General features: G+C 65.7%; 10 protein-coding genes and 1 pseudogene. All 11 read left to right on the top strand.

Annotation, left to right across the window (positions count from 1 at the left end; translation table 11 throughout):
- Positions 1-3: 3 nt before the first annotated feature.
- The 11 genes and pseudogenes from kdpB (at position 4) to KK131_RS16120 (ending at position 12,950) form a co-directional block, all read left to right on the top strand.
- Positions 4-2,076: a potassium-transporting ATPase subunit KdpB gene (gene kdpB / locus KK131_RS16170; protein WP_214557739.1), complete on the top strand. Its 2,073-nt coding sequence runs from the start codon at positions 4-6 to the stop codon at positions 2,074-2,076.
- A complete protein-coding gene (locus KK131_RS16165; protein WP_214557738.1) occupies positions 2,076-2,873 on the top strand; it encodes a TorF family putative porin in 798 nt (265 codons plus the stop codon). Before kdpB ends, KK131_RS16165 begins: the two co-directional genes overlap by 1 nt.
- Before the next feature lie 9 nt (positions 2,874-2,882).
- On the top strand, positions 2,883-3,467 hold the full coding sequence (gene kdpC, locus KK131_RS16160) for a potassium-transporting ATPase subunit KdpC (protein WP_214557737.1): 585 nt from the start codon (positions 2,883-2,885) through the stop codon (positions 3,465-3,467).
- A 39-nt stretch (positions 3,468-3,506) separates the two neighbouring features.
- On the top strand, positions 3,507-6,170 hold the full coding sequence (locus KK131_RS16155) for a sensor histidine kinase KdpD (RefSeq protein ID WP_214557736.1): 2,664 nt from the start codon (positions 3,507-3,509) through the stop codon (positions 6,168-6,170).
- A complete protein-coding gene (locus tag KK131_RS16150) occupies positions 6,167-6,856 on the top strand; it encodes a response regulator transcription factor (protein WP_214557735.1) in 690 nt (229 codons plus the stop codon). The genes KK131_RS16155 and KK131_RS16150 overlap by 4 nt, the downstream gene beginning before the upstream one ends.
- 173 nt (positions 6,857-7,029) lie before the next feature.
- Positions 7,030-7,533, top strand: a complete 504-nt coding sequence (gene ssb / locus KK131_RS16145) for a single-stranded DNA-binding protein (RefSeq protein WP_214557734.1) — start codon at positions 7,030-7,032, stop codon at positions 7,531-7,533.
- A 1,087-nt stretch (positions 7,534-8,620) separates the two neighbouring features.
- Positions 8,621-9,367 (top strand): enhanced serine sensitivity protein SseB C-terminal domain-containing protein, encoded by a 747-nt coding sequence (locus KK131_RS16140; protein WP_250887335.1) that lies wholly within the window; start codon positions 8,621-8,623, stop codon positions 9,365-9,367.
- Between the two features lie 580 nt (positions 9,368-9,947).
- Positions 9,948-10,855, top strand: a pseudogene (locus KK131_RS16135) (IS1595 family transposase).
- 183 nt (positions 10,856-11,038) lie between these two features.
- Positions 11,039-11,755 carry a hypothetical protein gene (locus KK131_RS16130; RefSeq protein WP_214557733.1) on the top strand — a complete coding sequence of 239 codons (717 nt, stop codon included), beginning with the start codon at positions 11,039-11,041 and terminating at the stop codon, positions 11,753-11,755.
- Between the two features lie 41 nt (positions 11,756-11,796).
- Positions 11,797-12,090, top strand: a complete 294-nt coding sequence (locus tag KK131_RS16125; RefSeq protein WP_214557732.1) for a transposase — start codon at positions 11,797-11,799, stop codon at positions 12,088-12,090.
- Positions 12,087-12,950 carry an IS3 family transposase gene (locus KK131_RS16120; RefSeq protein WP_214557731.1) on the top strand — a complete coding sequence of 288 codons (864 nt, stop codon included), beginning with the start codon at positions 12,087-12,089 and terminating at the stop codon, positions 12,948-12,950. Before KK131_RS16125 ends, KK131_RS16120 begins: the two co-directional genes overlap by 4 nt.
- The last annotated feature ends 7 nt before the right edge of the window (positions 12,951-12,957 follow it).

The raw sequence follows: 12,957 nt of genomic DNA, 5'->3' as shown, positions 1-12,957 counted from the left end.
GCCATGACCGCACATACTCAAGCTGCAAGTGGCTTCCATCGCGAGCTGGTGCTCGCAGCCGTTGCCGATGCGTTCCGCAAGTTGTCGCCGCGGGTGCAGTTCCGCAATCCGGTGATGTTCGTGGTGTTCGTGTGCAGCGTGCTGACCACGGCGCTGTGGGTGCAGGCGCTCGCCGGCCACGGCGAAGCGCCCACCGGTTTCATCTTCTGGGTCGGCCTGTGGCTGTGGTTCACCCTGCTGTTCGCGAACTTCGCCGAGGCGCTGGCGGAAGGCCGCGGCAAGGCGCAGGCCAATGCCTTGCGCGGCTCGCGCAAAGACGTGATCGCGAAGAAGCTGGCTACGGCCGACCGCCATGCGGCGATCACCTTCGTGCCGTCCAGCGAGTTGCGCAGCGGCCACCACGTGCTGGTCGAGGCGGGCGAGCAGATGCCCGGCGACGGCGAGGTGGTGATCGGCGCGGCCAGCGTGGACGAGAGCGCGATCACCGGCGAATCCGCGCCGGTGATCCGCGAGTCCGGCGGCGACCGCAATGCGGTCACCGGCGGCACCCGCGTGCTGTCGGACTGGCTGGTCGTACGCATCACCAGCAACCCGGGCGAGAGCTTCCTCGACCGCATGATCGCGATGGTGGAAGGTTCCAGGCGGCGCAGGACGCCGAACGAGATCGCGCTGACCATCCTGCTGGCCAAGTTCACCCTGATCTTCCTGCTGGCCTGCGCCACCTTGCTGCCGTATTCGATCTACAGCGTGCAGGCCGCCGGCAGCGGCAGCCCGATCACGCTGACCGTGCTGGTCGCGCTGCTGGTCTGCCTGATCCCCACCACCATCGGCGCGCTGCTGTCGGCGATCGGCATCGCCGGCATGGACCGGATGATCCGCGCCAACGTGATCGCCACCTCCGGCCGCGCGGTGGAGGCGGCCGGCGATGTCGACGTGCTGCTGCTGGACAAGACCGGCACGATCACCCTGGGCAACCGCCAGGCGGTGGCGTTCCTGCCCGCGCCCGGCGTGGGGGAGAGCATCCTGGCCGAAGCCGCGCAGCTCGCCTCGCTGGCCGACGAGACGCCGGAAGGGCGCAGCGTGGTGGTGCTGGCGAAGGACCGGTTCGGCCTGCGCGAGCAGCAGCTCGAAACCCTGCAGGCGCGGTTCGTGCCGTTCACTGCGCAGACCCGCATGAGCGGCGTGGACATCGGCACGCGGCTCATCCGCAAGGGCGCGCTGGATGCCGTGGAGAAATACCTGGAGGCCACCGGCAATCACCTGCCGCCGCTGGTCAGGCGCATGGCCGAGGACATCGCGCGTCGCGGCGCCACCCCGCTGATCGTCGCCGAGGGCACGACCGCGTTGGGCGTGATCGAGCTGAAGGACATCGTCAAGGGCGGCATCAAGGAGCGCTTCGCCGAGATGCGCCGGATGGGCATCAAGACCATCATGATCACCGGCGACAACCCGCTTACCGCCGCGGCCATCGCCGCCGAGGCCGGCGTCGACGACTTCCTCGCCGAGGCCACGCCGGAAGCCAAGCTGAGACTGATCCGCAGCATCCAGGCCGAGAACCGGCTGGTGGCGATGTGCGGCGACGGCACCAACGACGCGCCGGCGCTGGCCCAGGCCGACGTGGCGGTGGCGATGAACACCGGCACGCAGGCGGCCAAGGAAGCCGGCAACATGGTCGACCTCGACTCCAACCCGACCAAGCTGATCGAGGTGGTCGAGATCGGCAAGCAGATGCTGATCACCCGCGGCGCGCTGACCACGTTCTCGATCGCCAACGACATCGCCAAGTATTTCGCGATCATCCCGGCCGCATTCGCCACCACCTACCCGGCGCTCGATGCGCTCAACGTGATGCACCTGGCCACGCCGCAGAGCGCGATCCTGTCGGCGGTGATCTTCAACGCGCTGATCATCATCTGCCTGATTCCGCTGGCGCTGAAGGGCGTGAAGTACCGCGCGCTCGGCGCCGCTGCGCTGCTGCGCCGCAACCTGCTGGTCTACGGGCTCGGCGGCATCGCGGTGCCGTTCCTCGGCATCAAGCTCATCGACCTGCTGCTGGTCCTGCTGGGGCTGTCCTGATGCGCACCCTCGCCATCGCCACGCTCGCCGCGGCACTCGTCCCCGGCCTCGCCAACGGCATGCCGGCAAGCAGCATCACCGGCAATGTTGCGCTGACCTCCGATTACCTGTTCCGCGGCCTCACCCAGAGCTGGGGTCGTCCGGCGGTCCAGGGCGGTGCCGACTACGCCAATCCGAATGGCTTCGCGGCCGGCTTCTGGGGTTCGAGCATCAGCGAGCGCAGCTATCCGGGCGGTGCGATGGAGCTGGATCTGTACGCCAGCTACGGCCAGGCGATCGGCAACGACTGGTCGTGGCGTGCCGGCATCTATGGCTACGTCTATCCCGGCGCCAATCTCGATCGGGCCGGGCTCGCATCGCGTTCGCTCAATACGGTCGAGGCCAACGTCGCGCTGAGCTGGAAGCAGTTCACGCTGAAGTACAACCGTGCGCTCACCGATTATTTCGGGGTGGACACGGAGCAGGGCTATCGCGGCGATTCCAGAGGCACCGGTTACCTGCAGTTGGACGCCATCTTCCCGTTGACCGACGCATGGAGCCTGGCGCTGCATGCCGGCCACACGCACTACACCACCACCCTGGTCACGCCGCTGGCCAACGGCGCGCGCAACCCAAGCTACAGCGATTTTGGCGCCATGCTGAAGTACCAGCTTGCCGCGCACTGGTCGTTGAGCGCGGGCCTTGCCTACGCCACCAACGCGGACTTCTACCGCCGCACTGCCAGCTTCCTCGATGCCAGTGACACGCGCGATGTCGGCGGTTCGCGCGGCTTCGTGATGCTGCAAGGAAGTTTCTGAGGACATCCCATGAGCAAACTATTGCGCCAATCCTTCACCCTGTTGTTGCTGATGACCGCGATCACCGGCGTGCTCTATCCGCTCGCCGCCACCGGGCTGGCCCAGCTGATCTTTCCGGGCCAGGCCAAGGGCAGCCTGATCGTGAAGGACGGCAGGCCGGTCGGCTCGACCCTGATCGGCCAGTCGTTCACCGAGCCAAAATACTTCTGGGGCCGGCCGTCGGCCACTGCGCCGAACCCGTACAACGCCATTGCCTCGTCGGGTTCCAACCAGGGCCCGACCAATCCGGCGCTGACCGAGGCGGTGAAGCAGCGCATCGCCGCGCTGCGTGCGGCCGATCCGGGCAACAGCGCACCGGTGCCGGTGGACCTGGTCACCGCCTCGGGCAGCGGGCTCGACCCGGAGATCAGTCCCGCCGCGGCGCAGTACCAGCTGGCGCGGGTGGCAAGGGCGCGCGGGCTGAGTCCTGCGCGGGTGCAGGCGCTGGTGAACGCATGCACCCGCGGCCGCCAGTTCGGCCTGCTCGGCGAGCCGCGGGTGAACGTGCTGCAACTCAACCTGGCGCTGGATGCGGCGCAGGCGCATGGCAGCTGATCGCGCTACCGTAGCGCCATTCCCCGGACCGGCCCTGGCATGAGCGAACCCTCCCGCGAAGCACGCGCCGATGCCCTGCTCGGCACGGCGCACGGCGACAGCCGGCGGCTGAAGGTGTTCCTCGGCGCCGCGGCGGGGGTCGGCAAGACCTACGCCATGCTGTCGGCCGCGCGCGAGCTGAAGCGGCAGGGCGTGGACGTGGTGGTCGGCCTGGTCGAGACGCACGGCCGCGCCGAGACGGCGGCGCTGCTGGAAGGGCTGGAGGTGCTGCCGCGCCGGAAGGTGAACTATCAGGGCCGCGATTTCACGGAGTTCGATCTGGATGCCGCGCTGGAGCGCCGACCGGCCGTGCTGCTGGTGGACGAACTGGCCCACAGCAACCTGCCCGGCGGGCGGCACGAGCGGCGCTGGCAGGACATCGCCGAGCTGCTCGACGCCGGCATCGAGGTCTACACCGCGCTCAACGTGCAGCACCTGGAAAGCCTCAACGACCAGGTGCGCCGGATCACCGGGGTCAACGTGCGCGAGCGGGTGCCGGATGCGTTCCTCGACCGCGCCCGCGACATCGTGCTGGTCGACCTGCCGCCGCGCGAGCTGATCGGGCGGCTGAAGCAGGGCAAGGTCTACGTGCCGGAGACCGCGGCGGCGGCGCTGGATGCGTTCTTCTCGCCGACCAACCTGGGCGCGCTGCGCGAGCTGGCGATGGACACCATGGCCGGCCACGTCGACAGCGACCTGCGCGAGTCGATGCTGGCGCGCGGCGGCACGATGCCGGTGCGCCGCCGCGTGCTGGCGGCGATCGACGGCCATGCACAGAGCGAATACCTGGTGCGCGTGGCGCGGCGCATCGCCGAGCGCCGCGGCGCGCCGTGGGGCGTAGCCTTCGTCGACACCGGCGCACGGCTGGAGCCGGCCCGGCGCGAGCGGCTGGAGGCGGCGCTGCGGCTGGCGCGCCGACTCGGCGGCGACACCGTGGTGCTGCGCGGCGCGACCATCGCCGACGAACTGTTGGCGCATGCCGACCGCGAGGGCGTGGGCCAGATCCTGCTGGCGCGCACCCGCGAGCGCCCGCTGGCGCGCATGGTCGGCCGCTCGCTGACCCAGCAGCTGCTGCGCCGCGGCGCGCACCTGGAGCTGACCATCATCGCCACGCCGAGCGAGCGGGCGGCGTCGCGGCGCCGGCTGCGCTTTGCCGGCGGGCGGGGCTCGCGCGGCGAATACGCCTACGCCACGCTCGCCACGCTGGTCGCGTTGGGTCTGTCGTTTGTCGCCGATCGCTACCTGTCGGTGGCCAATCTGTCGCTGATCTTCCTCACCGCGGTGCTGGCGGTGGCGGTGCGCACGCGCATGGCGGTGGCCGTCTATACCGCCATTCTGTGTTTCCTCGGCGACAACTTTTTCTTCGCGCCGCCGCGCTACACGCTGGCGATCGCGAATTTCGACGATGTGCTGGCGGTCAGCCTGTTCCTGATCGTGGCGCTGGTATGCAGCCACCTGGCGACGCGGCTGGCCAGCCAGGTGGAGTCGTTGCGTGCCACCCAGGTGCAGTCGCGTGCTCTGCTGGCGCTGGGCCAGCGGCTGGCCACCAGCACTGACGCCGAGGGCATCCGCAAGGCGGGCGCTACAGCCTTGGCGCAGGCCTTGCGTGGCGAAGCAACGATCCTTGCCCGCGACGCCAGCGGCCAGTTGCAGGTGGCCGCCTTCGCCCCGCGCGAAGCGGCCCTGTCGGCACAGGACCTGGCCGCCGCGGACTGGTGCGAGCGGCACGCGGCGCAGGCTGGCCGCCATACCGACACGCTCAATGCCGCGCCGTACTGGATGCTCCCGTTCGGCAGCGAAGAGAACCGGCTCGGTGTGGCCGCGCTGCGGCTTGCCGCGGACAACGGCGCGCCCGACCAGGACCAGCGCAGCCTGGCGTTGGCGATGGTGCAGGACATCGGCCAAGCACTGGAGCGCGCGCGCCTGGCCGACGAACTGGAGGGAGCCCGCGTGCAGGGCGAGACCGAGCGTCTGCGCAACGCGCTGCTGTCGTCCGTATCGCACGACCTGCGCTCGCCGCTGGCCTCGATGATCGGCGCGGCAGACACGCTGGCCAGCTACGGCGAGCAGCTGTTGCCGGGCGAGCGCCGCGAGTTGCTGGAGGCGATCCTGGGCGAGGGCCAGCGGCTGGACTGCTATATCCAGAACCTGCTCGACATGACCCGGCTCGGCCACGGCACGCTCAAGCTCAACCGCGACTGGACCGATGTCGCCGAGATCGCCGCCGCTGCGGTCGGTCGCCTGTGCAAGCTGTTTCCGACGCTTCGGGTGGAGACCATGCTGCCGTCCGACACGCTGCTGCTGTTCGTGCACCCGGCGTTGATCGAACAGGCGCTGTTCAACATCCTGGAGAACGCCGCGCGCTTCTCGCCCGCCGGCGAAGCGGTGCAACTGGTGGTTCGGAACGAGGGCGACCGGTTGCTGATCGACGTCAGCGATCGCGGCCCCGGCATCCCGGAGGCGGAGCGGGCGCTGATCTTCGACATGTTCTACTCGGTGTCGCGCGGCGACCGCGCCAGCCAGGGCACCGGCCTCGGCCTGGCGATCTGCCGCGGCATGATCGGCGCGCACGGCGGCGGCGTGGAGGCGTTGCCGCGCGACGGCGGCGGCACCACGATCCGTATTACCCTGCCGCTGCCCCCACCTCCCGACCGTGCGCCATGAATGCCTCGCCCCGCGTGCTGGTGATCGACGACGAGCCGCAGATCCGCCGCTTCCTCGACATCGGCCTGCGCGCCGAAGGCTACGAGGTGCTGCTGGCCGCCACCGGCGCGGAGGGCCTGGCGCTGGCGGCCACGCAGTCGCCGGACCTGGTGATCCTCGACCTCGGCCTGCCCGACATGGAGGGCCACGCGGTGCTGGCCGAGCTGCGCCAGTGGAGCCAGCTGCCGGTGCTGATGCTGTCGGTGCGCAACGCCGAGAGCGAGAAGGTGAGCGCGCTGGACCACGGCGCCAACGACTACATGACCAAGCCGTTCGGCATCCAGGAACTGATGGCGCGGCTGCGGGCACTGCTGCGCAACCGGCCGGGTGCGCCGGAACATCCGCCGCGTTACGACGACGGCCATCTGGCCGTCGACCTGGCACGGCGCGAGGTGAGCCTGGACGGCGCGCCGCTGGCATTGACCCGCAAGGAATACGCCGTGCTGGCGCTGCTGCTGCGGCACGCCGGCCGCGTGGTCACCCAGCAGCAGCTGCTGCGCGAGGTGTGGGGGCCAACGCATACCAGTGACAGCCAATACCTGCGTATCGTGATCGGCAAGCTGCGGCAGAAACTGGGCGACGACCCGGCCAACCCGCGCTGGCTGAAGACCGAGCCCGGCGTGGGCCACCGCTTCATCGGGAACTGAACGCCCGGCGCCCGCCGTTCGGCGCCGACCGCCGGCAGCGGACGGCGCCGACCCGCGGTTCAGGTTTTCCGCGTCTGGACTCGGCCCTTCCCGCGGTTATGATAGCCAGCCTGATCCACCACTCCGGCCGCAACCCATCGCATACTTGCGGCCGGCTCAACGAGGACATTCCCATGGCACGTGGCGTCAACAAAGTCATCCTGGTCGGCAACCTGGGCGCGGATCCCGAAATGCGCCACACCGGCGGCGGCACCGCGATCTGCAGCTTCAACCTGGCCACCTCCGAGTCGTGGACCGACAAGCAGAGCGGCGAGAAGCAGGAGCGCACCGAGTGGCACCGCGTGAAGCTGTTCGGCCGGCTGGCCGAGATCGCCGGCGAGTACCTGAAGAAGGGCCGCCAGGTCTATATCGAAGGTTCGCTGCGCACCGACAAGTACACGGACAAGCAGGGCGTCGAGCGCTACTCGACCGACATCATCGCCAGCGAGATGCAGATGCTCGGCGGCGGCAGCGAAGGCGGCGCGGGCGGTGGCGGTGGCTTCCAGCGGGAACGTCCGCAGAGCGGCGGCCAGCGCCAGGGCGGCGGCCAGTCGCGCGGCGGCGACTACGGCAACCCGCCGCGCCAGTCCCCGGCCCCAGCCGACAGCGGCTTCGCGGACGACGAGATTCCGTTCTAGCCCATACCTTAGAGCGAAATTGTTGCGTTTTTGTCTATAAGCCCCCGAGAAATCGGGGGTTTTTGCTTGTCATGATTGGACGTTTTTGGGTTGCATTTGCCGTTGATGATTCATCTAAGCTGGACCTTGAATCGTGTCGCATTCAATGATCAGCCTAGAGGCGGAAGCATGCACCTCAAGTACAGACTGCAAGGATTTGTCATGGCAGGAGTCTGCCGCAACAGATTCGTGCCTGCATGGATACATTCGAGTCGACGGCGCGCTCACGTGAAGTCATTTTGCAAACGTGGGAGTCGCTAGCCATTGGGGAATGCTTGGCATTCGGTGAACACGCGCTGGCGGCGCACAATCTCAACCCGGCGCTGGCACGGCCGGCTGCCGCAGCACTTCCTACGGTCCTTGCTCAACATTCCATCGGTCAGGGTTGCGCATTGATGTGGTCCGCAGCGAAGCACTTGGCCTCTTGGTTTATGCGAAACGGTGCAGGTTCTGCCGGCACCGCAGAGCGTGAACTCGTCAACTCGATCTGCTTGAACTCCGATCGTGCGAACTTCGGCGGAAGTCCAGTCAAGCAATTCAGCCGTCACTCTTCTGTGCCCATGAGCACCTTCGCCAGCACATTTATATGGACCAGCCGACTCGGTGAAGATTACTGGGATGTCCCGGTCTCTGAGAATGCCTTAGATAGGGCGCGGCCTATAGGATCAGGAAGTGCAACCCACGAGTAAACAGACGGACAGCATGCGAGCTCCGAACACTTAGCGTGAGGCGATCCGTTGATTAGATCCTTAGCAATAGAGGGGCCGCTGGAACGGGTGACAGATGATCCGGAGACCAACAGCCCCCATCAGTGCACAACGGCTGGCCCATCGGTGATTGGTAGGCTATACCACCTCAACCCAAGCGCGGGCCGGAGTTGGCGAGCGGGGCTTCGCCCAATGCTGAGGATGCAATGCGTCAAGTGCGTACAGTTCGGCGCGGCGCCATCGAAATCCTAGGCTAGGAAGCGTTCCTGCAGTCTTGGCCATTACCGTCAACCCTACCCCGACATCACCCACCGGGGAAGTGATCAAGCAGGTTCAATCTAATGGCAAAGATGGCGAACAACGCGCTTGCGAAATTGTTGGCTGCTGCACGGACTACACCACTGGGAGCAAACTCTGAAGACGCTCAGGAGGCGGTCTTCAAAGCGTTGCTTGATGCGACGGTTTACGCTCATGTGCCGGTGGAGAGTCCGCCGGAGGGTGTGATGCGCTTCATACAGTTCGTGCGTCCCGACAACGGGCAGACCGTGTTGCCCTTTTTTAGCGACAAGGAACAATCCGAGGCAGCTGCCGTGGGCGGGGCAGCCCTCACCGTGGCGATGTCTGGCCGACACCTTTTCAAGCTGACACGTGGTGCCACACTGATGCTCAACCCGAACTTGGACAAGGTCACGCTCTATCCCCCTGAAATCGATGCTCTCTTGGAAGGAAGGCCGCTTGGCTTCTTCACCAAAGACGAGATAGCTGAGGAGACGAAGGTACTCACAGGGCCGCCTTCCATATCGACAGCTGGACTGAACGCTGTCCTACGCCGCCTGTTTGAGCGGGAAGCAACGGTCAGGGCGGCCTTCTTGGCTGAGGTGCACCGTCAGGATGAGCGTGCGGAGATATTCTTGCTTCTTACCGTCGTGGTGGCGAAGGCACACCAGGAGCGCCTCCTTCAGCTGGCCACGCTGGCCATCAAGTCAGAGGCGCTACAGCTCGACCTACCTCTCAGCATGAGATTTTTGGCGCCAGATGTGCCGTTTGATGAGCTCTGCAATAGCGGCGTGCAAGTATTCGGGACTTGATGGAGGCCTTGAATTGCCCAGGTTGTCGTAGCCCATGGTCCGAACCGCAAGCGGTCGGCCGAAGCGAAGGCAAAGCGCAAGAACGCTGGGGCACGGAAGAAACCCAAATAGAACAGGCCACCCCTGGTGGGTGGCGGCCTGGTCGGGCGTCGGCATCCTTGCGGCACCAGGACTTCCGCGACAGGTTCAGTCTGCCTCGCCATGCCGTGCGATTCCAGAGGCCTGCCCCTCGAAACTTGTAAGCTTTCGCCGTCTTGCTTGTCAGGTCGCCGTCCAACGTTGTCTGCATTCTCAGAAAATTTGGCGCGTCATTCTTGCAGTGTTTGACGCACAACTAGTGCGTAGCGCTCGGGTAGGTCGGTCGGACGAGTGAGCTGGTCGCTGGTTGGCGACTTATTGAAGAGGCTCAAATCGACCCTAAGCGGAAGGCGGTGAGCTGGAACTGGCCGCCTGATACCGGACGTTCAGAGCGACAGCGGATCGACATCAAGGTCAGTCTTGATTAGCGACGAGCTTCAGCAGGCTCACCTGGTGAGCTACCGACGGATGAAGATGGATTGGCCGCCACGGGCGGTGAACCATAAAGATGAACCGAGTGCAATTTCAACCTGGCCTTCCGATGGCCGAGTTCATGGACCGCTACGGCAACGATGACAAGTGCGAGGCGGCGCTGATCGAGTCGCGATGGCCTGCCGGGTTTGCCTGCCCGGCCTGCGGCTGTAGGCACAGAAGTTCGTTTCGGCGCGAGGGGCGGCTGTACTTCCAGTGCACAGCGTGTCGCCACCAGTGCAGCGTCATCAGCGGCACGATCTTCGAAGCGACCAAGCTGGGGCTGTCGCGTTGGTTCCTGGCCATGCATCTGCTCACCCAATCCAAAAACAACGTCGCCGCGCTCGAACTCATGCTCCACCTGGGCGGTTTGCTACAAGACCGCCTGGCTCGTCAAGCACAAGCTCATGGAGGTCATGCGCGTGCGTGAAGACGATCGCCAACTCAATGGCCGAGTGGAGATTGACGACGCCTACCTGGGCGGGGGAGCGCTCGGGCGGCAAGACCTGGCGGGACTCGGAGAACAAGGTGACGTTCCGTCGCCGCGGTGTAGACCACGTCCGACGCCCAGCCGCAGTTCGTGTGCCTGCATCAGCAGCCGCTCACAGTTGAGGAGGCGTCGGTGTTTGCCGCACGCTCGATCGCGCCGTCGGCCACCGTCATCTCCGACGGTCTGTGGAGTTTCGGCACCGTGCAAATCGTCGGGCCAACTACTAGCGCGTGGTCACCGGCGGCGGCAAGGCCAGCACCAAACTGCAGCAGTTCAAAGCGGTCAACACGTACCTGGGCAACCTCAAGCGCTCGTTGAATGGCACCTATCACGCCTTCGATTTCGCCAAGTACGCCCACCGTGACCTCGCCGAGGCCCAGTATCGATTCAACCGTCGCTTCAATCTGCGCTCCATCTTCGCTCGCCTGCTGCGCGCCGCTGGCGTTTGAACTCCAGCCCCGGCGAACGTCATTTGTGTGGCTGAAGTTGGTCGCTAATCAAGAGGTCAGTTGTATCGTTGCCGTGGCCCTCAGTGCATACGAGGTATACGCTCCGCATCCACTTTCTTGATGTGGACACGCGGCACCGGGAGTGCTCCAATCGGCGGGCACCCAACAGCAAGGGCCCGCGCCATGGCGAATACACCGTTTGTGTTCGAGTTGGTCGGTGGAGTCTTCGTGGACGCGTCTGGCAATGTGCTGCCCGGGCCGCCACCTGCAGGAACGCCCGTTTACTCTACCACCTGGACATTGGCGGCTGACACCACGGCGAAAATCAAGAACGCCGCAAACGATGCCAAAGCTGCGTTCGACGGGTTCGCGAAGAGCAAGGAGGTGCTGCTGGACTTGCGCGTGTGGGGCGGCCCGAAGGGGTACAAGCTGGGGCTGGACATCTTCAAGGCGGTCGGCGATTTCGCAGGCATCGTCTCCTCGGTCGCGGGCGTGGTCGGAACGGCCTTTCAAATTGGGGAACTGCTCGGCATCTTCAACCGGGGCCCCGATCCACTGCAAACCTTGATTCAGCAGCGGTTTGACCAGCTTAAGGGGGAGGCGGTAGCGGCATCGCAAATCGACCTCCTCACGCGGGTCGCCGAACTGCGAGGCCCCAGCAACACGCTGCACGAGGAAATCGCCACATTCGAGGACCGGCGAAACAATTTGACACTGCAAGATTTCCTAGTCGAGCAACACGACAAGCGACGATCTGTCGAGGGCAATCTTTCTCTGATTTCGGTCATGTTCGATCCCTCGGCGTGGTTTTGCCTTCTGGACGACAACCGGTCCACGCATTGGCAGTGGATTCAGAACCGGCTCTTCAACATAACAGAGGCTGAGCTGGCCCGGGTTTGACGGACACCTTTGAACGGGGACAATCCCCCGGGAGGTGTCAGATGGTCAAGCGGCAGCGATTCACGGCGGAGTTCAAGCGCGAGGCGGTACGCCTTCTCGATGCTGGCGAGCGCCCAGCGTCGGAGCTGGCAATCGATTTGGGGATCCGCCGGAACCAGCTCTACAAGTGGAAGGCCCAGCTCGCCCGCTCGGGTGAGACGTCCTTCCCCGGCTCCGGGCGCAAGGCCGGCCAGCACTCTGAGATCGTGCGTCTCAAGCGCGAGCTGGCCCGCGTCACGGAGGAGCGGGACATTTTAAAAAAAGCGGCGACGTACTTCGCCAAGGAGCTGCCATGAAGTACGACTTCATGCGCCGTCACGCTGATCAGTTCTCGCTGGCTGGCATGTGCCGCGCCCTGTCGACCAGCCGCAGCGGCTACTACGCCTGGTGCCGTCGAGAGCCCAGTGCGCACCGTCGCGACGACATGGGCCTCGCTGCCCACGTCCGGCGTATCCACGCCACCTCGCGCGAAGCCTATGGCGCACGCAAGGTGTGGAAGACACTGGTAGCCGAAGGCATTGCGTGCGGTCGCCACCGCGTCGCTCGAGTAAGGCGCGAGTGCGGCATCGAGGCGCGCCGGCGACGGCGCTTCAAGGTCACGCACTACGCTCGCCGCCACAAGCGCACGGCGCCGGATCTGGTGCGGAGGCACTTCCAGGCCGAACACCCGAACCAGTGCTGGGTAGGCGACGTGACCTTCATCAGCACCCGGGCTGGCTGGCTGTACCTCGCTGTGCTGATCGATCTGTGCTCACGCAAGGTGGTCGGTTGGGCGCTATCCGATCGCAACGACGAGCCGCTTGTCTCGGCGGCACTGCGCATGGCCATCACCCATCGGCAGCCTCCTGCGGGTCTCATCCACCACACCGATCGCGGCGTGCTGTACAGCTCGGGCAACTACCGGCGGCTGATGGCTGCGCATGGCCTGTTACCAAGCATGAGCCGCCACGGCGACTGTTACGACAACGCCTGTGCGGAGAGCTTCTTCTCGACCTTGAAGAACGAGCTCACTCACGGCCAAGCCTTTGCCACGCGCGACGCGGCCAGGATGGCGATCGTCAGCTACATCGAAGGCTTCTATAACCGCAAGCGGCTGCATCAGACACTCGGCTATCGAACGCCGGCCAGTGTCGATGACGAGGCCATGAGTGCTTAATTAACGT

This window comes from Rhodanobacter sp. LX-99, from assembly GCF_018599185.1.
In the GTDB taxonomy this organism is placed as follows: Bacteria; Pseudomonadota; Gammaproteobacteria; order Xanthomonadales; family Rhodanobacteraceae; genus Rhodanobacter.
This window is presented reverse-complemented; position numbering and strand designations above follow the sequence as displayed.

What these genes read in the sequence shown, in the direction of transcription:
- kdpB (WP_214557739.1), top strand. Translation starts at nt 4, where the DNA reads ATGACCGCACATACTCAAGCTGCAAGTGGCTTCCATCGCGAGCTGGTG.
- KK131_RS16165 (WP_214557738.1), top strand. Translation starts at nt 2,076, where the DNA reads ATGCGCACCCTCGCCATCGCCACGCTCGCCGCGGCACTCGTCCCCGGC.
- kdpC (WP_214557737.1), top strand. Translation starts at nt 2,883, where the DNA reads ATGAGCAAACTATTGCGCCAATCCTTCACCCTGTTGTTGCTGATGACC.
- KK131_RS16155 (WP_214557736.1), top strand. Translation starts at nt 3,507, where the DNA reads ATGAGCGAACCCTCCCGCGAAGCACGCGCCGATGCCCTGCTCGGCACG.
- KK131_RS16150 (WP_214557735.1), top strand. Translation starts at nt 6,167, where the DNA reads ATGAATGCCTCGCCCCGCGTGCTGGTGATCGACGACGAGCCGCAGATC.
- ssb (WP_214557734.1), top strand. Translation starts at nt 7,030, where the DNA reads ATGGCACGTGGCGTCAACAAAGTCATCCTGGTCGGCAACCTGGGCGCG.
- KK131_RS16140 (WP_250887335.1), top strand. Translation starts at nt 8,621, where the DNA reads ATGGCAAAGATGGCGAACAACGCGCTTGCGAAATTGTTGGCTGCTGCA.
- KK131_RS16130 (WP_214557733.1), top strand. Translation starts at nt 11,039, where the DNA reads ATGGCGAATACACCGTTTGTGTTCGAGTTGGTCGGTGGAGTCTTCGTG.
- KK131_RS16125 (WP_214557732.1), top strand. Translation starts at nt 11,797, where the DNA reads ATGGTCAAGCGGCAGCGATTCACGGCGGAGTTCAAGCGCGAGGCGGTA.
- KK131_RS16120 (WP_214557731.1), top strand. Translation starts at nt 12,087, where the DNA reads ATGAAGTACGACTTCATGCGCCGTCACGCTGATCAGTTCTCGCTGGCT.